Below are 18,761 nucleotides of genomic sequence, written 5' to 3'. Positions count from 1 at the left end.
ATGGTAAGCTGAGGCTGACGGAGGGCTTTGATATACCTTTGTTCCACAAATGACAAGGCTGGCAGACAGTGCATATCCGCACCGCCTGCCAGCCTTTTTTCTGTCGCTTATGCTGCCCCAGAAGGGGCAACCTTTCCCGCCAGAACGCCGCAACTGTAGCCACACTTTCCGGGGCGTGCTACAATTCCGGCTGCCATCCGCTCCACAAAGGTATAACACACTAGACTTTCCAAGGAAAGTCGTGTGCCAACAGGGATGCTGCTCGCCCCTATTGGAAACCCAGAGCCAAAGAGGCTGCGCCCCTCTGGACACCCCGCCATTTTCTCTCAAATGATGCTCACACAGAAAAGCTGCGTTTTCCTATGTCTGACCATTTTTCGAAGATGTGACGAGTAAAAATTCCGTGTTCTCTCACATGGGAATTCTCTCGCCACACTGCTGCGGCAGGAATAGCAATGTATCAGAGATATATTGCACGCAAAAACGAACGTAAGCAAAGGCGACCAACTTTTATAGCTGGTCGCCTTTGCTTACTGGTTGTTGCCTGATGTGCTCTCTTCGGTATTTTTAAGATACTTTTCCTTGTCTTTTTTTAATGCAGCCCAGAGAGTGTATATGACGCCTACTGCATTTACACCCATGGAAATATATGCCGGAATTTTAGAGTTGTATTTGCTTTCTAAATAAATAGCCAATGCTGTTAATCCTGCAAGAACTACTATCTTCCAGACAATACTCCAAATAAACCGAAGTACATTTCGGCGACGGTTCTTTTTCCGCAAAGCTGCTTCTTCTTGCTGGCGATATTTATTAAGTTCATCGCGGAGTAAAGCGTTTTCTTCAGATGAGTTTTTAATTGCATTCGCTTGTGCTACAATTGTTTCATCTTTTTCGGTCAATCTTCTTTCAGCATCAGCTTTTAGTGTTTCAATGACAGTTTCCTTTTCGCTAAGTGCTTTCTTATCATTTTTGACCTGTTCTTCATATCTGCTCAAGTATTCAGGAGTGAAATCCATCATTTCATCAATATCATCTCCTTGCAGATCTTCCGGAAGAACGGGTTTGTTTCTAAGCGTAATAATGCGAGCAGCAACCTGGTCGTTATCAATTAAACCGTCTGCATATTCCTTTTTAACTTTCGCAAATTCCCTTTCTGCATTTTTAGCAATGCTGGCCGACAATACAATTCGAGCCTTTAATACAGCACTTACACTGGAAGGAAACTTGGCTTTTGAAAAACCATTTCCAAGTTTATACCAAAGCAGACTGGTTATTCTATCAAGAGAAACAGCAAAATTGCAGATACTACCTAACCCTTCTGTTTCTTTGATATTATCTGATACATCTTTAGATATAAGTAGGGTGGCCTTGGTATTTGTTACAATGAGATGTTCAGATTCGATATCATTGTCGAAACGGCATCCATTACGAAGCTTGTTAATATGGCTAATTAACTTAATTGCCGTTTCCTTTTTCTTTCTTTTATCATTGTCCTCTTGAAGGCTTTATTCGGTACAACTTTAAAATTGGTTTACTTATCTTTATCTTCCTCTCTAAGATACTTAACTAGCCCCGGATAATTGCTTATCCTTACAGTTCGGATCAATTAGAATTAGCCGAAAACGGCGGCGAAGAAACGAACCACCGAGAAGCACCGCCGCATTGCCGAGCTTGATACCCTCATTGAACGACTGTATGCGGACCGGAAAAGGCGCGGTTGACCGCCTTGCCCTCAAAGGCTTAGGGGCATATCAACTATATATTGGGGCCGAGTGCCGTTACTTTAACACCGCCGCTAGCCATGAGCTTATGCTTCCTTTAGGACACTGTCCCAACAGACACTTTTTAAAGTATGCTGCACTAATCCTTATTTTTCACAGCATAGCGCAATGACAGACAGCCATGTTCTGCATTCTCTGTTCCCTGCAATTCCAAATTAACTTTTTCAGATAACAGAAGGTTATCAAATAGTTGTTTTTCTTTATTACCTACAAAACATGGTGATATCACAAGACTGATTTCATCAATAAGTCCGTTTTCTAATAATTTGTTGGTTAATCCACCGCCACTGTCTGTCCGCATGTATTTACACCCATATTGCTCATGCAGGATCTGAAAGGCTTTTTCATAGTCCACATGATCATTTCCTGACACAATATATGGGTAATGCCTTTCCTCCAAATAATTCAAATATTCCTTCGGAGTGGCAGTTGATACCAGAATGACAATTTCCTTCAGATATCCAAGATTTCTTAAGCAATGAAGACTTCTCAAGATACCTCTGCTGTCAGGTATGACTCCTATTGGTCTGGGGTCCTCCGGGCTTGTTATGATTTTCTCAAAATCAGCCTCTGTTTCAGCAGGATATTTTTCAAATGCAGTAAAAACAGTATTGGACCCAAACAGCACCGCATCCGAATGAATTCCCCCGGCAACCTGGTAGTAAACTTCCGGATTATCAAAGCCTTTAATGCGGCCATCAAGGCTAATTTGTGTGTGCATAATTATCTTTGGTTTCATATTTTTCAATCCTCCTTTTTGATAGTAGAATATCATAATACACTGACAGCTGTATGTCAGCAGGGGATATGAAACCTTACAAAAAATACATAACAGACCAATCGCTTTCTCTAAATCAAGTTTAGGCAGTGATTCGTAATTTGTGCCAGGTGTTTACGGGTTATGCATTTTAATTCATCAGGTTGGACTATTTCAATGCCTGATCCATATTCAATCAGCTGCTTGCTCAATATCTCAAAGGAATCTGTCTGGAATTCGATTTCCATTTTACTTCCCAAATCGGTTTCTTCAAGGAAGCCGAGAGAATACCTGTTCTTGATAGAATTGTATGTCTCCCCTTTTTCAGCTCTAAGAATTACATTATATAGTTTTTTATATGAAAGCATTTGTTTTAATATTTGTTCCAAAGAGCCATCATGGCTTTGACAGAGCTCTTCTTCTATGCAAATGCTTTTAATCCGATCCACACGAAAATTCCTATATTCATTTCTTAGCCTGCAAAACCGATTAAGTACCAGTTCTGTTCATAAAACCCCAGTGATATAGGCTCTATCATTCTGCTTTCCGGTTCTTGCCCTCCTGATGCAGGATATTGAATTGATATTACCCTTTTATTGCAGATTGCAGTCTGAATTGCTGCAATAACGTTATCCGCCAATGTATTTTTCTGTCCAGATGTGCTGTACACGTTAATACTGTTCTCCAACTCCTGTGCATAGTTTTTTTCACCATGCTTCAAAATAGATTTGATTTTATACATAGCTGAATCAAAATCCTTTATAAATGATTCATCTCCATGGCAATTTAAAAATTTCCCTGCTGTAATCAATGCACCCACTTCCGCCGCTGTAAACATTACCGGCGGAAGTAGGAAGCCCTCTACAAGAAAATATCCTTTTCCGGCCTCAGATCCAATTGGTATTCCGGCTTCTTCAAGTGTCCGGATATCTCTGTAAACTGTCCTTAAGCTTATATTAAATCGCTGTGCAATTTCTTTGGCAGGAATTATTTTTTTTGATTGCAGCTGAATAAGAATAGAGGTTACTCTGTTAATCCTGTTCAAATTTTATTCCTCCTCTGTGACTTCCATAAAAAGTATATCCTATGCGTTCTTAAGCTAGCTGCTGTTAGTGCTTCTCATTGCACCCTGGTTATAAAAGCCATACTCACAAACCTCTTCACCAAAACTCTTTACATCTCTAATATAGAACTCTATCTAGCGAACTTTTAGAAAAGATATAAAACATCAGAGTATGGACAGTTGCGGATGTACTTCAGAAAAGATTAGATGTCTAAAAAGCTTGTAGTTAAAGCTTTTTAGACATCTAAATCTAGGTACTAAAACAATTCATCCAGTAAAATATAATATTTTATTTTCTCCCAATCAGGCTTGATCCCCAGTAAGTCAAAAAATAGCTCGACATACTGTTCTTCCCCGATATCCTCCCTGATCGACCGGACGCAGAAGGCAATGTCATACCACTTGTCCGCCCTGCCGCTTCTCCCAAGATCAATAAAGCCACTTACTTTGCCATCTTTCACAAAGATGTTGCTGTCTCCCAGGTCGCCGTGGGAAAAGACAAGTTCCTCTTCGGGCTTTTCCGTCTTTAAAAAATCATACAGCTCGCGCGGATCTTTAAATGGAGTGTCTTCTTCCCAGTTTTCGCAATCCACATCGGCCAGATCGTTATTCAGTAAGTAATCCAATTCGGCTAAGCGGCTGTCTAAGCTATTCGTATAGGGACAATCCGATATGTCGATGGAGTGAAAGAGCCTGATGCACTCCGCATACAGCTCGATAATCTTTTCAGGGCTTTGTTCATCTTCATACTCTTCCGAGCAAAGGACGCCATCGGCCTCACTCATGAGCAGATTGCTCCAGCCATCATGCCGTTCAAAGTGCAGGACCTTTGGAACAGGCAGCTTTCCTTCCAGCCATAGCATCATGTCCTTTTCCCGTTCCACATCATAGGTGGTCCCTTTATACCGGCTGTCCGTCATTTTTAAATATAGGTTTTCATTTTCTCCCACCAGCTTATATACCTTAGCAGGAGACATTCCTTCCGTATCTTTTACGCAGCGGTATTTTTCGATCAGTTTTTTCAATTCCGGTGATATTCTCATTTTAGCCATTTATTATTTCCTTCCTCTTTTCTACAGTATTTAAAGATACCCCAAGAAGCTAATTATAACAAGACGAACTCCAATTCACTGTTCCTTGCATTCTAAAACCTTAAATACCAGAAAACAGCTTTTTCAAAGTTGTTTTCAAAGTTGGCGTATAACATAGTATCGACGGAGCCGATTTTGAAACCACAATTATGATAGAATTTACAAGCTATAAGGTTATTGTCCTGGGTTTCAAGCATTAGTCCATGCAAGTTTTTATGCTTTGCCCATTCTATAGATATATTGATAAGCGCGCTGCCTATGCCTTGCCCCCTGAAATCCTTACATACGGCGATATCTTCTATATAAGCGTACCGGTTCCAATTTTTTCGCAGTTTAACTTTTCCGACGCATTTATCGTCTTGGTAGTAAAGATATATTATCTTATCAGTATTGTCAATATATTCAAGGCAATCTGCCTCCTCATCCTCTTCATCCTCTTCGTCTTGGTAGCTTTTTAAATATGGCGCTTCATAGAGTAATTCTGTAAAGGTCCAATTCTCGTTTTCATACCTCGGTATAATCTTACCTATCACCTCAAATGGTTCGCTGGGTTTATCGATATCTTTCAGGTGCCCTGCTTTCATTTCTGTAATCACTGTTCCCGCCTCTCTTCTATATCAGCGGCATATGTGCTATCCAGGCAGCCGGTTTTACCAGTGTATTTTTTATACATGTCCCTGGTATATTTTGTTATATTCCTATCATACTCCGGATAGGCATAATGAAGCCTTTCCGCCACCTCACCGGATACCGCCCTGAACAATTGATGGCATAGAAATAATGCTTCCCATATGTTTTCATAGGAATCCATCCGGTAGGTGGACAAAAGTTTCTCCCACAAATCCTCGGATATATACCTTTCAATAAACTTATAGTTCTTGCCTACACTTAATTTAAAGCCTGTTTCGATGCCGACCTTCCATGATATCATTCTCAGCAGCTCATGGCGAACAATCTGATTAAAATGATCAATAGCAAATAAAATTTCCTTACGGCACAGTCCCTTAACCACATAGGTAGTGGTGTTCCAGAATTCATTGCAGCAGTCATCGTATTCCCGGGCACTGGGTTTTCTTATATGATAATCCATGTCGGTCGGAACTACAGCTTGCTGAATCCTTCCATCCTTATCCAGAATAATCTTTATCAATTTATCGTCATTCAGGTAGTTTCCCAACTCTTCCAGGGGCAATAAGGTAAGGTCTATTTTATTATAATCATCAAAAAGTATTATATAGGAGTAGCCTTTCTCTTCAGCCGGGAATAGTTCCATATCCTCCGGTTTTTGCATCATTATAATATTCCCAAATTGATTAAGCCAGTCATCATTAGATATAAACGGTTCTATATCACTTACAAAATATGTAATATCATAATCCTGAAATTCATCTTTAGGTATATTAATATTTGCGCGTGACCCCTCAAGGGTCACAATTCGAATACGTTCATCCTGTTCTGCTAAAGAAAGTACTAAATCCATCATTTCTTTTTCTGATCTCATTTACATACTCCTCGTTTATTTTTTCTATATTATTACATCTTCTTTTTTGCCGATACAATCAGCATCATTGGGCGTCGCATTTCATCCGCCATCCCCGGAATATCCATCATGTTCTCTGGCGGCTGTGGCTCCACAATCTGATTTATTATAAAACTATTTGAAAGCAGTGTATTTAGATATGTGGTCAGTGTTCTATGATATTTTGTAACCTTTTCTTCCAAAAACATAGCTGTCCGTTTGCCCTCATAATAATAATTGTCCACCGGGAAATGCAGTATTTCTCCTTTTTCGTTATAATACCAGTCTTGTGTTCCATGAGCAGTAAAAACAGGATGTTCAACTGTAAAAACTAAATTGCCACCAGCCTTCAGCATCCTATATATCTTTTTTATTAAATTCTCATAGTCTGCTACATAATGAAACGCAAGCGAACTTAGTATTACATCAAAGCTCTCCTCTGGGAAATCCACATCTTCTATGGCACAGCATTCATATTCAATCTGTGGAAAATGGGTTTTTCCTTTTGCTACTTCGAGCATTTTATGAGAAATATCAACACCTACTACAGAGGAAGCACCGTTTTCCATCGCATATATACAGTGCCATCCATAGCCGCATCCTAAATCAAGCACACGCTTACCCTTAAAATCAGGTAGCATCTTTTTCAAAGTCTCCCATTCTCCCGCACCAGCCAGTCCTTTCTGCGAGCGACTCATTTGACTGTATTTTTGAAAAAATATATTATCATCATCCCCTTTGCCGAGCTTTGCAAGGGAAGCAGAGCTAATGCCGGCTTTTTCCTTCAAATCGCTTTTTTTCATCTCTTTATCTATAAGCATCTTCCAAAGCTTATTGTAACTGATACGCATCATCGGAAGCCCTCCCATCTGATTTCGTTAATATTTCTTGTATTATAACACAAATCCACAAAATTCTCCACCCGATTAGCAAATTAAATATTTGCAAAAGCAAATTTTATTTTGCGTTTAGAAACCAAATATCTGTTCTTTTACTAGACAATTAAACAGTGATAAACTTAATCAAATAGAGAAAATAAAAATCAGTGATTTGTTTTCCTAATAGAAAAAGAAGCGGCCACCAACTATTAAGCAATCGGTGGTCGCTTCTACAAGCTCTGCTAATCGTTAATTGAATGCTCCAGAATTCCTTAAATCATCTGAAAATGCTTTAGTGCCTCCATAATCGCCGCTTCCTTTTCCGGGGGGCACTGTGGCACCTTAGCATCTTCCTTCTTTGACAGATTATAATTCTTCCCCACATCCAGCCCGCACTTCCGTTTGACCTGGGAGATATACAGGCTGGACACCTTCAGGCCGTGCTTTTCCAGCACATACTCCTTAATCTCTTCATAGGTAGCCTTGCTCTCCGCCGCTGTCAAATCCAGCTCGTCCAGATTCAGCTCCACCTCAATATGCTGCTTGGCGTTAAGTTTGGACAAAAGCACTACTGTCTCGATGTGCTGGGTGTGGGGGAACATATCCACCGGCTGGATTTGCTCAATCTTGTAGTGGTTGGCCTGGAGGATACCCAAATCCCGAGAGAGTGTCTCCGGGTCGCAGGAGATGTACACCACCCGTTTGGGGGCACAGGCGCACAGGGCCGTGAGGAACTCCCGGCTGGCCCCAGCCCGGGGCGGGTCCATAAACACCACGTCCCACCGCTCCCGCTCCAGAGCGGCCTCTTCCAAAAAGGCCCCGGCGTCCCCGCAGGTGAACCAGGCGTTCTTCATGCCGTTTTCCCTGGCGTTCTGGATGGCGTCCTTCACCGCGTCGGGGTTCAGCTCCACCCCCAGCACCTGTCCGGCGCCGTGCTTGGCCGCCACCAGGCCGATGGTGCCGATGCCGCAGTAGGCGTCCAGCACCTTCTCCCTGCCGGAAAGCCCCGCGAACTCCATGGCCTTGTTGTAGAGCACCTCTGTCTGCACGGGGTTGATTTGGTAAAAGGACTTGGCCGAGATGCGGAACCGGCAGCCGCACAGCTCGTCCACGATGTACCCCGGGCCGTAGAGGACCTTTTCCCGCTCCCCCAGCACCAGGGAGGTGCGCTTGTCGTTGACGTTCTGCAAAATGGTGGTGATCTCCGGGTGGAGGGCCAGCAGCTTTGCCACAAAGTGCTTTTTGGCGGTGAACACGGGGGTGCCCGTCACCAGCACCACCATCACCTGGCCGGTGGAAAAGCCCCGCTTTACCAGCACGTGGCGCAGAAAGCCCCGGCCCGTGTTCTCGTCATAGGCCTGGAGCTTGAAGTCCCTCAACAGCCCCCGGATGGAGACGATGATCCGGTCGGCGGTTTCGTCCTCGGTCTGGCAGGAGTCGACAGGAACGATCTTGTGGGTGCTGGACTGGTACACCCCGCTGACGATCCTCCCCCGGCGCTTGTCGTAGGCAAAGGCCGCCTGCACCTTGTTGCGGTAGTGGTAGGGCGTCTCCATCCCCAATATGGGGGAGACTTTCCCAAACTTGCCCAGCAGCTTTTGGCAGCGGTCCTGTTTCCAAACAAGCTGGCGGGGATAGCTTAAATTTTGCAGCTGGCACCCGCCGCACTTGCGGTACACCGGGCAGGGCGCGCCCGCCCCCTGGCTGGGGGCCGCGGGCACCTCTCTGGATGGCTTGGCCTTTTGGCCGGGCCTGCCCGCTCCGCCGCCGCGGCTGGAGCCGCGGGGGCCCGGGCGGTGGGAATGGTTCCTCTCCATAACGCCGCTCCTTTCTCTGAAAGGGATTTTTGTGGTGAAAAAAGGCTCGCCGCTGGGAAGCTCCCTGGCAGCGGGCCTTTTGGCTTTTGGGTTTAATATTTCCGGAACCGCTGGTAACGCTTCTCCAGCAGCTCTTCCACGGGCAGGGCCTGCAGCTCTGGCAGCAGGCGCTCCAACTCCTCCTGGATCTGGCGGTAGGTCTCGGCAAAGTCCTTGTCCTCGGGGAAGACCTGCTCCACCACGCCCAGGTCCGCCATGTCCTGGGCTGTCAGCCGCAGGCAGTCGGCGGCGTCCTTCACCTTTTTAGAGTCCTTCCACAGGATGCTGGCGCAGCCCTCGAGGGAGATGACAGAGTACACCGCGTTCTCCAGAATCCACACCTGGTCGGCCACCGCCAGGGCCAGGGCCCCGCCGCTGCCGCCCTCTCCCACCAGGATGGAGACGATGGGGGTCTTCAGGCCGGACATCTCCAGCAGGTTCTCCGCAATGGCCTGCCCCTGGCCCCGCTCCTCGGCGCCCATGCCGCAGAAGGCCCCGGCGGTGTCCACAAAGCACACCACCGGCCGGTGGAACTTCTCCGCCTGGCGCATCAGGCGCAGCGCCTTGCGGTAGCCCTCTGGGTTGGGAGAGCCAAAGTTGCGCTTCACCCGCTCCCGCATGTCCTTGCCCTTGTCAATGGCGATGACGGTGACGGGCTGGCCCTTCAGGGTGGCAATGCCCCCCACAATGGCCGGGTCGTCGGCAAAGCGCCGGTCCCCGTGGAGCTCGATAAAGTCCTCAAAGATGTTCTCGATGTATGAGAGCCCCGTGGGCCGGTCCTTGGCCCGGGCCAGCAGGACTTTTTCATAGGCGCTCATTGTGCCGCCCCCTTTCTGTGGAGCTTCAACAGCTTGGCAATGGCTTCCCTCTGCTGGGTGCGGGGGACGATTAAATCCACAAAGCCGTGCTCTAAGAGGAACTCTGCCTTCTGGAAGCCCTGGGGCAGCTTTTTGCGGATGGTCTGCTCGATGACCCGGGCCCCGGCAAAGCCGATGGTGGCCCCGGGCTCCGCCATAATCACGTCCCCGTCCATAGCGAAGCTGGCGGTGACGCCCCCGGTGGTGGGGTCGGTGAGCACCGTCAGGTAGAAGTTGCCCGCGTCAGAGTGCCGGCGCAGGGCGGCGCTGGTCTTGGCCATCTGCATCAAAGAGAGGATGCCCTCCTGCATGCGGGCCCCGCCGGAAACGGTAAAGCCCACCACCGGCAGGGAGTGCTCGGTGGCGTACTCGAACAGGCGGGTAATCTTCTCGCCCACCACGGTGCCCATGCTGCCGATCATAAAATTGGGGTCCATCACGAACAGGGCGCAGGGCTCGCCGCCCACCCGGGCGGCGCCGCACACCACGCCCTCTTTCTCCCGAGAGGCCAGCTTGGCGTTGCGCAGCTTTTGGTCATAGCCGGGAAAGTCCAGGATATCCCGGCTCATCATGTCGCCGTACAGCTCCTGAAAGCTCTCCTCGTCTGTCAGATAGCCAATCCGGTCCCGAGGGCCGATGCGGAAATGATACCCGCAGGCGGTGCACACCTGCTGGTTATCCTGCAATTCACTCAAGGGCAGCTGCACCCCGCAGTGGGGGCAGGTGGTGCGGATGCCGGCGTCCTCTTCCGGCACCGGCTTGCCGCCCTTTTCCAGCTCGTTCTGGGGCGAGCGGAACAGGCCCATCAAATTCATAGCCATCACCCTTCTTTACCTTTCGCGCTCCGGCGGGGTCAGTTCCCCGGCCCCTGGAACGTCTTCATAAAATCCGTGTAGTAGTCGCCCTTTTTAAAGCGCTCGTCCCGGATAATCTCAATCTGGTCCTCAATGTTGTTCTGGGTGCCCCACACCACCAGCTCGCTGAGGGCGGCCATCATCTTGCGGATGGCCTCCTCCCGGGTGGAGGAGTAGACGATCATCTTGCCCAGCATGCTGTCGTAATAGGGGGGGATCTCATACCCCTCGTACAGGAAGGTGTCAAACCGCACCCAGGGGCCGCCAGGGGTGTGGAAAAAGCCCACCTTGCCCGGGCCCTTGGCGTTGATGCGGCACTCGATGGCCGCCCCCTGCACGCGGATGTCCTTCTGGGTAAAGTCCAGGGGCACCCCGGCGGCAATGCGGATCTGCCACTTGACAATGTCCACGCCCGTCACCAGCTCGCTGACCGGGTGCTCCACCTGCAGCCGGGTGTTCATCTCCATAAAATAGAAATTGTGGTCCCGGTCCATCAGGAACTCCACCGTGCCGGCGTTTACATAGTGAGAGGCCTTGGCCGCCCGGGCAGCGGTGTCCATCAGCCTGGCCCGCAGCTCTGGCGTCACCGCCGGGGAGGGGGACTCCTCGATGAGCTTCTGGTTGTTCCGCTGGATAGAGCACTCCCGCTCGCCCAGGCAGACAATGTTCCCCTCTTCGTCGGCCAGCAGCTGCACCTCGATGTGCTTAACCGGGTCCAGGTACTTCTCCATGTACATGCGGCCGTCCCCAAAGGCTTTTTCCGCCTCGCTGGAGGCCGTCTGGAAGGCCCGCTCCATGTCCTCGGGGCGCTCTACCAGGCGAATGCCCTTGCCGCCGCCCCCGGCGCTGGCCTTGATGAGCACGGGATAGCCGATCTGCTCCGCGGCCTTCTTGGCCTCCCCGGCGTCCTTCAGGATGTCGGTGCCCGGGGTGGTGGGCACCCCGTTTTCCTTCATCAGCCGCCGGGCCGTGTCCTTGTCCCCCATGTGGGAGATCACCTCTGCCGGGGGGCCGATGAACACAATGCCGTACTGCTTGCACAGGGCGGCAAACTCCGCGTTTTCCGAAAGGAAGCCGTAGCCCGGGTGAATGGCCTGGGCGTGGGTGGCCAGGGCCGCGCTGACAATGCGCTCCCCGTTGAGATAGCTTTCCTCGGCCCGGGCGCCGCCAATGCAGATGGCCTGGTCCGCCAGGGCCACATGCAGGCTTTCCCGGTCGGCTTCGGAATACACCGCCACGGTGGAGATGCCCATTTCCTTACAGGCCCGGATGACCCGAATGGCGATCTCCCCCCGGTTGGCAATCAGAATTTTTGTGAACACATGCTTTCATCCTTTCCGCAAAGGGGCGGCCGCCCCTTATTCGGATTTCACCAGGGCGAAGGAGAACTCCGCGCTGACGCACACTTTGCCGTTTACCGAGCCCTTGCCCTTGGCAAAGTAGAAATTGCCCCGCTGCCGGGTGATCTCGCACTCGGTCTCCAGGGTGTCGCCGGGCTTTACCTGGCCCCGGAACTTCACCTTGTCCAGAGAGGTGAACATGGGGGTGCAGCCCTCTGCGGCGCCGCTTGCCAGCAGCACGCAGGCGCTTTGGGCCATCATCTCGCACTGGATGACCCCGGGCACCACCGGGTTGCCGGGAAAGTGCCCCTGAAGGAAGTACTCGTCCCCCTTGATGTGGCACTTGCCGTGGGCCACCCCGTCGATAAGCTCCACCTCGTCCACCAGCAGCATGGGCTCCCGGTGGGGGAGGATCTTTTTGATCTCTTCTTTATTCATACAGACGTTCCTCCTGTTGCAATGGACACAGTTTCCTACTTGAAATGAGAAAGTGAACAAATGAAGAAAAAAGCTAGGTTTTATCTAGGTTTTTTCATTTGCTCAGGTGAACGAGTGAAAACGGTTTTCACTTGCTCAAGAGTTTTTCTCTCGCTCATATGCACAAATGCTGGAACCCGCATAAACACTGGATTTTTGGCTCACTTGTACATTTCCCCCTCTCAAGCCGGCGCGTGGCCGCGCGGGACAAGCCGCGCACGGCGCTTAAAGGCGCCGGGGTTTTCTGAGAGACGCTAACTGGAAAGCCCGCGCTCGGGTTTAGGCGAGACAAGTGCGGCCCCTTACACGATGCGGAACAGCGGCTGGTTGAACTCCACCACCTGGCCGTTGCCCACGCAGATCTCCGCCACAGTGCCGTCCACCTCGGCGGGGATCTCGTTCATCAGCTTCATGGCCTCGATGATGCACAGGGTGTCGCCCTTCTTCACCTGGTCGCCCACCTCCACAAAGGGACGGGCGTCCGGGCCGGGGGCAGAGTAGAACACCCCCACCGTGGGGGCCAGCACCAACGTGCCCTCCTTTACCGGGGCGGGCTCTTCGTGGGTGACGCCCAGCGCCTCGGCCCCCGTTGCCGGGACCGGAGCCGCGGGAACAGCGGCCGCCACGGGGGCGGCCACCACTTCCACCTGGCGCTCCAGGCGCAGCTGCTGGCCGTCCTCCACCAGCTCCAGGCCGGTCAGGCCGGTCTCTTTCATCAGCTTTGCCAAGCTCTCGATCTTCTTTACATCCATAGCTCAAACCCTCCGGAAAGCAAGATAGGCGTTGTGGCCGCCAAAGCCCAGGGAGGCGGACAGCGCCAGGTCCACCTGGGCCTGGCGGGCCTGGTTAGGCACATAGTCCAGGTCGCACTCCGGGTCGGGCTCCTGATAGCCGATGGTGGGGGGCACAACGCCCTCCTTCACGGCCAGCACGCAGGCAATGGCCTCCACGGCCCCGGCGGCGCCCAGCATGTGGCCCGTCATGGACTTGGTGGAGGACACCATGCACTTGTGGGCGGCCTCCTCGCCCAGGGCCGTCTTGATGGCCTTGGTCTCGCAGGCGTCATTGAGGGGGGTGCTGGTGCCGTGGGCGTTGATGTACAGCTTGGAGTAGTCCTCACAGCCGCCGGCCTCCTCCAGGGCCATCTTCAAGGCGGCGGCGCCGCCCTGGCCGTCGGGCTGGGGCGCGGTGATGTGGTAGGCGTCGCAGGTGACGCCGTAGCCGCACAGCTCGCCGTAAATCTTAGCCCCGCGGGCCACGGCGTGCTCGTACTCCTCCAGCATCAGGGCCCCGGCGCCCTCGCCCATAACGAAGCCGCTGCGGCGGGCGTCAAAGGGCGTGCAGGCGATGGAGGGGTCCTCCTGGGTGGAGAGGGCCTTCATGTTGCTAAAGCCCGCCACGCCAATGGGGATGATGGCCGCCTCGGCGCCGCCGGTGAGCACCGCGTCCAGATAGCCGTGCTTGATGGCCCGGTAGGCCTCGCCGATGGCGTTGTTGCCCGTGGCGCAGGCGGTGACAATGGGGATGGAAGCCCCCTGGAAATTGTACTTGATGGCGATAAGGCCCCCGGCCATGTTGATAATCATGCCGGGCACGAAGAAGGGGGACACCCGGCGGGGGCCTTTCTCCATCAGGGTTTTCTGCTCCTCGGCAAAGGTGTGCATGCCGCCAATGCCAGAGCCGAAGTAGGTGCCGATGCGCTCGGGGGGCAGGGTGCCCTTGACGCCGCTCTCCTCCACAGCCTGGGTGGCGGCGGCCATAGCGTACTGGCAGAAGATATCGTACTTGCGCAGGTCGGACTTCTCCATGTACTGCAGGGGGTTGAAGTCCTTCACCTCGGCGGCCACCTTGGCCTTGTGGTCCGCGGTGTCAAAGTGGGTGATGGGGCCAATGCCGCACTTGCCCGCTTTCAGGCTCTCCCAAAAGGAGGGCACGTCGTTGCCCACGGGGGTGACGCAGCCCATGCCGGTTACTACAACTCTTCTCATATGGCCAGCCCTCCGTCCACGCGGATGGTCTCCCCGGTGATGTAGTCGCTCTCGGGGGAGGCCAGGAACAGGGCCACGTTGGCCACGTCCTCGGGGGTGCCCATCTTCCGCATGGGCACCTGCACCAGCAGGGGGTTGTCCTCTTTGATGTCCTTGGTCATGACGGTCTCAATAAACCCGGGGGCAATGCAGTTGCAGCACACGCCCCGGCTGCCCAGCTCCTTGGCCACGCTCTTGGAAAGGCCGATGAGCCCCGCCTTGCTGGCGGCGTAGTTTACCTGGCCCACGTTGCCCACCAAGCCCGCGATGGAGCTGATGTTGATGATCTTGCCGGAGCGCTTGCGCATAAAGTCCCGGTAGCAGGCACGGATCATGTGGAAAGCGCCCTTTAAGTTGATATCCAGCACCATGTCGTAGTCCTCGTCCTTCATGGTGACCATCAGGCCGTCCCGGGTGACGCCGGCGTTGTTCACCAGGATATCCACCTTGCCCAGGTCCTTTTTCACCTGGGCCACGGTGGCCTCCACGGCCTGCTCGTCCCGCACATCGCAGGGATAGCACACAGCCCGGCGTCCCAGGGCCTCAATCCCGCCCTTGGTCTCCAGGGCGGGCTCTTCCGGCCCCACATAGATGATAGCCACGTCCGCGCCGTTGGCCGCCAGCTTCAGGGCAATGGCCCTGCCCAGCCCCTGGGAAGCCCCGGTGACCAGCGCGATCTTTCCTTCCAGCTTCATTTTCATTGACCTCCTGCCCGTCCCCGCTTTGGCAAAGCGTCCGGACGGCTTCTTTGCTTTTTCTTTCTTAAAAATGATGGAACAGCGGTCTCTTTACAGCAACTATCAAGAGAGCCCCCGCGGGGGCTTTTCGGGCTGGTTCAGCCCTGGGCCTTCACGGCCTCCACTGCCGCCTTCAGGGTTTCCCCGTCCTGCACGTTCAGCACGGTGACACCTTTGACCGTCTTGCGGATGAGCCCGCACAGGGTCTTGCCGGGGCCACACTCGATAAAGGTGTCCACCCCCAGCCCGCACAGCCGCTCCACGGTCTCCTGCCAGCGCACCGGGCTCTTCACCTGGTCCACCAGCAGCTCCTTGGCGGCAGCCTGGGTGTAGGGCTGGGCGTTGAAATTGGCGTACACCGGCACCTTGGCCTCAGAAAGTTCCAAAGGCTCCAGCACCTCTTTCAAGGTCTGGGAGGCGCTCTCCATAAAGGGGGAGTGGAACCCGCCGCTGACTGCCAGCAGCTTGGCCCGGCCGCCGGCCTCTTCCACTTTCTTGCAGAATTCCTCGATCTGGGATTTCTCCCCGGCGCACACCAGCTGGCCGGGGCAGTTGTAGTTGACGGGCCACACCTTCTCAAACCCGGCGCACAGCTCCTCCACCTGCTGGTTCGAGAGCTTGAGCACCGCGGCCATGGCCCCGGGGTTTGCTTCCCCGGCGGCCTGCATGGCCTTTCCCCGCTTGCACACAAAGCCGAAGCCCTGCTCCGGCGCGAACACCCCGGCAAAGCTCAGGGCCGCAATCTCCCCCAGGGAGAAGCCCGCCACATAGTCCGGGGAAACGCCCGCCTCCTCCAGGGCCTTGGCCGCGGCCAGGTCCACGCAGTAGAGGCAGGGCTGGGTGTTCTCGGTAATAGAGAGTTCCTCCGCTGGGGCGGTAAAGCACTGCTGGCTGGTGCCGGGGCGCAGCTTGTCCGCCGTGTCAAACACGGCCTGGGCGGCGGGGCTCACCTCGCAGAGGGACTGGCCCATGCCGCTGTACTGGGCGCCCTGCCCAGCGAACACAAAGGCTATCTTACCCATTTGCCCGCTCCTTTCAGCACCTCTTCCGCCTGCTGGAACATCTCCTGGATGATCTCGGCGGCGGGCTGCTCTTTATTCACCATGCCGGCGATCTGCCCGGCCAAAAAGTCGCCGGTCTTCTCGTCGCCCTCCACGGCGGCCCGGTACAGGGCGCCGCTGCCCAGCTTCTCCAGCTCCTCATCGGAGATCTGGCTGTACTCGGCCTTGGCGTAATCCTTGGCGAACTGGTTCTTAATCTGCCGCACCGGATGGCCCAGCCGCTTGCCAGTGACCATGGTGGCGATATCATTGGCCTTTAAGACCTTCTTTTTATAGTTGGGATGGACGCCGCACTCCTCGGCCACCAGGAACCGGGTGCCCACCTGCACGCCCTGGGCCCCCAACATGAAGGCCGCCGCGATGCCCCGGCCGTCGCCAATGCCGCCGGCCGCCAGCACCGGCAGGTGGGTGGCGTCGCACACCTGGGGCACCAGCACCATGGTGGTCAAATCGCCCACATGGCCGCCGGACTCGCCGCCCTCGGCGATGATGGCCGCGGCCCCGGCCTTGGTCACCAGCTTGGCCATGCCCACGCTGGCCACCACGGGGATGACCTTGATGCCGGCCTCCAGCCACATGGGCATGTAGCGGGAAGGGTTGCCCGCGCCGGTGGTCACCACGGCCACCTTCTCCTGGGCCACCAGCTGGGCCACCTCCTCGGCGAAGGGGGACATCAGCATGATGTTCACGCCAAAGGGCTTGTCGGTCAGGCTGCGGGCCAGGTCGATCTGCTTTTTCAGGTACTCGGCATTGGCGTTCATGGCGGAGATGATCCCCAGGCCGCCGCCGTTGGAGACGGCCGCCGCCAGCTTTCCATCGGAGATCCAGGCCATGCCGCCCTGGAAAATGGGGTACTCTATGCCCAAAAGGTCGCAGATGGGCGTTTTAATCATGACATTCCATCCTTTCCCGGCGGGCTGGGCCCGCCTTAAAGTGTCTTATATACTAGCTAAAAAGCAACTGTCTCAAGATCGCTCCCCGCTTTGGCGGCCGGGGCCAAACTGTGTTGGCCCTTCCCCCGCCAAGCGAAAGCGGGATATTTTCCGGTTTTGGCGTGCCTTCCGCCAAAACCCCGGCGTTTCGCACCTTACAGGAAAACCCGGGGCGATGTTTGGCGGTTTTGGCAGCTCCTGCCAAAATCGAGATGTTTCGCATCTCGAAGGAAAACTCGCGGTGAGATGGTGAGACCTCACCATCTCACTACGCAAGCCGCGGTGGAAAGCCCGCCGCCAAAGGCGGTGAGCACCACATAGTCGCCCCGCTGCAGCAGGCCCTGGCGGTTGGCCTCATCCAGCAGGATGGGCTCGCTGGCGGAGGAGGTGTTGCCATAGCGGTCGATGTTGATGAGGAACTTCTCCGGGGCAATCTCCGGCAGGCGCCGCCGGGCCTCGTTGATAATGCGGTAATTGGCCTGGTGGGGGATGACGGCCTTCACCTGCTCGCCGGTAATGCCGGCCTCCTCCATCACCTGGCGCACATCTCGCACCATAGAGGTGACGGCGAATTTATAGGTCTCCTGGCCCTGCATGTTCACCACGTTTTTCTTCAGCGGGTTCTCGTAGAAGGGGGAGTTGTCCCACTTGGTGGGAATGGAGATCACGTCCTCCCCGCCCTTGGTGGTCAGCACCGAGGACAGGTAGCCATCCCCCTCGCCCAGCACGGCGGCCCCGGCGCCGTCGCCAAAGATGACGCAGGTGCTCCGGTCGGCCCAGTCGATCAGGCCGCTCATGCGCTCGGAGCTGACCACCAGCACCTTCTTCACCCGGCCCCTGGCAAAAAAGCCGTCGGCCACATCCAGGGCATAGAGAAAGCCCGGGCAGGCCACGTTGATGTCAAAACAGGGGCAACTGCCGGCGCCCAGGCGGTTCTGCACCATGCCCGCCAGGCCGGGGGAGATGGTGTCCGCGCTGATGGTGGCTGCGATGATCATATCCAGCTCCTCGGGCTTGACGCCGCTGTTCTCCAGGGCGCGCTGGGCCGCCTCCACGCCCATGTCGGTGGCGGTCTCTGTGGTGCAGACATGGCGCTGCTTCACGCCCACCCGTTTTGTGATCCACTCGTCCGAGGTCTCTACCATGTGGGAAAGGTCTTCGTTTGTCACAACCTTTTCCGGCGCAAAGCTGCCCGTGCCCAGAATCTGAAAGCTCATGTCCTTTTCTCCCGTTCAAAACTTGTTTTTCCGCGAAACACGCGCCACCCTCTTGGGGCGCTTTCACTTCAGCGTGCTTAACCATTATATTTTATAGGAAACAGGCGGATTTGTCAATCAATCCCGCGCCCAGGCCCCGTTCCTTTTGGAAGGCGCCCCGCCGGGAAAGCAAAGGGACCCTTCTGGGGGAAGGGTCCCTCAGCCTGTAGAAAAACCTGCTCCGGCAATTAAGCCAGAGCAGGTTTTTTGCTTGGAAACGAAAGCGGAAACGGAAAAAGCATCAAAACAACAGCTACACTTTTCCCCCATCCTGT

General features: G+C 53.7%; 19 protein-coding genes. All 19 read right to left on the bottom strand.

The window, feature by feature from the left end:
* Window positions 1-530 precede the first annotated feature (530 nt).
* The gene (locus ODJ80_RS13665) at window positions 531-1,181 is read right to left on the bottom strand and encodes a hypothetical protein (protein WP_263042517.1); all 651 of its coding nucleotides are present in this window, start codon (window positions 1,179-1,181) and stop codon (window positions 531-533) included.
* Window positions 1,182-1,860: 679 nt separating this feature from the next.
* On the bottom strand, window positions 1,861-2,520 hold the full coding sequence (locus tag ODJ80_RS13660; RefSeq protein ID WP_000802831.1) for a dihydrofolate reductase family protein: 660 nt from the start codon (window positions 2,518-2,520) through the stop codon (window positions 1,861-1,863).
* A 110-nt stretch (window positions 2,521-2,630) separates the two neighbouring features.
* Window positions 2,631-2,987, bottom strand: coding sequence for a WYL domain-containing protein (locus ODJ80_RS14230; RefSeq protein WP_000374054.1), 357 nt, complete (start codon window positions 2,985-2,987; stop codon window positions 2,631-2,633).
* Between the two features lie 23 nt (window positions 2,988-3,010).
* Complete coding sequence (locus ODJ80_RS14225; RefSeq protein WP_001079938.1) at window positions 3,011-3,583, bottom strand: helix-turn-helix transcriptional regulator; 573 nt, start codon at window positions 3,581-3,583, stop codon at window positions 3,011-3,013.
* Between the two features lie 275 nt (window positions 3,584-3,858).
* Complete coding sequence (aph(3')-IIIa, locus tag ODJ80_RS13645; protein WP_001096887.1) at window positions 3,859-4,653, bottom strand: aminoglycoside O-phosphotransferase APH(3')-IIIa; 795 nt, start codon at window positions 4,651-4,653, stop codon at window positions 3,859-3,861.
* Window positions 4,654-4,745: 92 nt separating this feature from the next.
* Window positions 4,746-5,288, bottom strand: coding sequence for a streptothricin N-acetyltransferase Sat4 (gene sat4 / locus ODJ80_RS13640; RefSeq protein ID WP_000627290.1), 543 nt, complete (start codon window positions 5,286-5,288; stop codon window positions 4,746-4,748).
* Window positions 5,285-6,193, bottom strand: a complete 909-nt coding sequence (locus tag ODJ80_RS13635; protein WP_001255864.1) for an aminoglycoside nucleotidyltransferase ANT(6)-Ia — start codon at window positions 6,191-6,193, stop codon at window positions 5,285-5,287. Before ODJ80_RS13635 ends, sat4 begins: the two co-directional genes overlap by 4 nt.
* A gap of 32 nt (window positions 6,194-6,225) precedes the next feature.
* The gene (locus ODJ80_RS13630; RefSeq protein ID WP_263042516.1) at window positions 6,226-7,065 is read right to left on the bottom strand and encodes a methyltransferase domain-containing protein; all 840 of its coding nucleotides are present in this window, start codon (window positions 7,063-7,065) and stop codon (window positions 6,226-6,228) included.
* A 296-nt stretch (window positions 7,066-7,361) separates the two neighbouring features.
* Complete coding sequence (rlmD, locus tag ODJ80_RS13625) at window positions 7,362-8,906, bottom strand: 23S rRNA (uracil(1939)-C(5))-methyltransferase RlmD (RefSeq protein WP_263042515.1); 1,545 nt, start codon at window positions 8,904-8,906, stop codon at window positions 7,362-7,364.
* 92 nt (window positions 8,907-8,998) lie between these two features.
* Window positions 8,999-9,763, bottom strand: coding sequence for an acetyl-CoA carboxylase carboxyltransferase subunit alpha (locus ODJ80_RS13620; RefSeq protein WP_263042514.1), 765 nt, complete (start codon window positions 9,761-9,763; stop codon window positions 8,999-9,001).
* A complete protein-coding gene (gene accD / locus ODJ80_RS13615) occupies window positions 9,760-10,623 on the bottom strand; it encodes an acetyl-CoA carboxylase, carboxyltransferase subunit beta (protein ID WP_442863926.1) in 864 nt (287 codons plus the stop codon). The genes ODJ80_RS13620 and accD overlap by 4 nt, the downstream gene beginning before the upstream one ends.
* A 32-nt stretch (window positions 10,624-10,655) precedes the next feature.
* Entirely contained in the window at window positions 10,656-11,978 is a 1,323-nt protein-coding gene (locus tag ODJ80_RS13610) for an acetyl-CoA carboxylase biotin carboxylase subunit (protein ID WP_263042513.1), read from the bottom strand.
* A 36-nt stretch (window positions 11,979-12,014) separates the two neighbouring features.
* On the bottom strand, window positions 12,015-12,434 hold the full coding sequence (gene fabZ, locus ODJ80_RS13605) for a 3-hydroxyacyl-ACP dehydratase FabZ (protein WP_263042512.1): 420 nt from the start codon (window positions 12,432-12,434) through the stop codon (window positions 12,015-12,017).
* Between the two features lie 341 nt (window positions 12,435-12,775).
* A complete protein-coding gene (gene accB, locus ODJ80_RS13600) occupies window positions 12,776-13,225 on the bottom strand; it encodes an acetyl-CoA carboxylase biotin carboxyl carrier protein (RefSeq protein ID WP_263042511.1) in 450 nt (149 codons plus the stop codon).
* A 3-nt stretch (window positions 13,226-13,228) separates the two neighbouring features.
* Entirely contained in the window at window positions 13,229-14,461 is a 1,233-nt protein-coding gene (fabF, locus tag ODJ80_RS13595; RefSeq protein WP_263042510.1) for a beta-ketoacyl-ACP synthase II, read from the bottom strand.
* Window positions 14,458-15,195 carry a 3-oxoacyl-[acyl-carrier-protein] reductase gene (fabG, locus tag ODJ80_RS13590; protein WP_317619994.1) on the bottom strand — a complete coding sequence of 246 codons (738 nt, stop codon included), beginning with the start codon at window positions 15,193-15,195 and terminating at the stop codon, window positions 14,458-14,460. Before fabG ends, fabF begins: the two co-directional genes overlap by 4 nt.
* Window positions 15,196-15,335: 140 nt before the next feature.
* Window positions 15,336-16,259, bottom strand: coding sequence for an ACP S-malonyltransferase (fabD, locus tag ODJ80_RS13585; protein WP_263042508.1), 924 nt, complete (start codon window positions 16,257-16,259; stop codon window positions 15,336-15,338).
* The gene (fabK, locus tag ODJ80_RS13580) at window positions 16,247-17,191 is read right to left on the bottom strand and encodes an enoyl-[acyl-carrier-protein] reductase FabK (protein ID WP_263042507.1); all 945 of its coding nucleotides are present in this window, start codon (window positions 17,189-17,191) and stop codon (window positions 16,247-16,249) included. The genes fabD and fabK overlap by 13 nt, the downstream gene beginning before the upstream one ends.
* Window positions 17,192-17,487: 296 nt before the next feature.
* Window positions 17,488-18,447: a beta-ketoacyl-ACP synthase III gene (locus ODJ80_RS13575; protein WP_263042506.1), complete on the bottom strand. Its 960-nt coding sequence runs from the start codon at window positions 18,445-18,447 to the stop codon at window positions 17,488-17,490.
* Window positions 18,448-18,761 lie beyond the last annotated feature (314 nt).

This window comes from Acutalibacter sp. LFL-21 (assembly GCF_025630755.1).
In the GTDB taxonomy this organism is placed as follows: domain Bacteria; phylum Bacillota; class Clostridia; order Oscillospirales; family Acutalibacteraceae; genus Acutalibacter; species Acutalibacter stercoravium.
This window is presented reverse-complemented; position numbering and strand designations above follow the sequence as displayed.

Coding starts and splice junctions, on each gene's coding strand:
- ODJ80_RS13630 (WP_263042516.1), bottom strand. CDS start 7,065: ATGATGCGTATCAGTTACAATAAGCTTTGGAAGATGCTTATAGATAAA.
- fabD (WP_263042508.1), bottom strand. CDS start 16,259: ATGGGTAAGATAGCCTTTGTGTTCGCTGGGCAGGGCGCCCAGTACAGC.
- fabG (WP_317619994.1), bottom strand. CDS start 15,195: ATGAAGCTGGAAGGAAAGATCGCGCTGGTCACCGGGGCTTCCCAGGGG.
- rlmD (WP_263042515.1), bottom strand. CDS start 8,906: ATGGAGAGGAACCATTCCCACCGCCCGGGCCCCCGCGGCTCCAGCCGC.
- ODJ80_RS13575 (WP_263042506.1), bottom strand. CDS start 18,447: ATGAGCTTTCAGATTCTGGGCACGGGCAGCTTTGCGCCGGAAAAGGTT.
- fabK (WP_263042507.1), bottom strand. CDS start 17,191: ATGATTAAAACGCCCATCTGCGACCTTTTGGGCATAGAGTACCCCATT.
- ODJ80_RS13635 (WP_001255864.1), bottom strand. CDS start 6,193: ATGAGATCAGAAAAAGAAATGATGGATTTAGTACTTTCTTTAGCAGAA.
- ODJ80_RS13620 (WP_263042514.1), bottom strand. CDS start 9,763: ATGAGCGCCTATGAAAAAGTCCTGCTGGCCCGGGCCAAGGACCGGCCC.
- ODJ80_RS13660 (WP_000802831.1), bottom strand. CDS start 2,520: ATGAAACCAAAGATAATTATGCACACACAAATTAGCCTTGATGGCCGC.
- accD (WP_442863926.1), bottom strand. CDS start 10,623: ATGGCTATGAATTTGATGGGCCTGTTCCGCTCGCCCCAGAACGAGCTG.
- fabF (WP_263042510.1), bottom strand. CDS start 14,461: ATGAGAAGAGTTGTAGTAACCGGCATGGGCTGCGTCACCCCCGTGGGC.
- fabZ (WP_263042512.1), bottom strand. CDS start 12,434: ATGAATAAAGAAGAGATCAAAAAGATCCTCCCCCACCGGGAGCCCATG.
- accB (WP_263042511.1), bottom strand. CDS start 13,225: ATGGATGTAAAGAAGATCGAGAGCTTGGCAAAGCTGATGAAAGAGACC.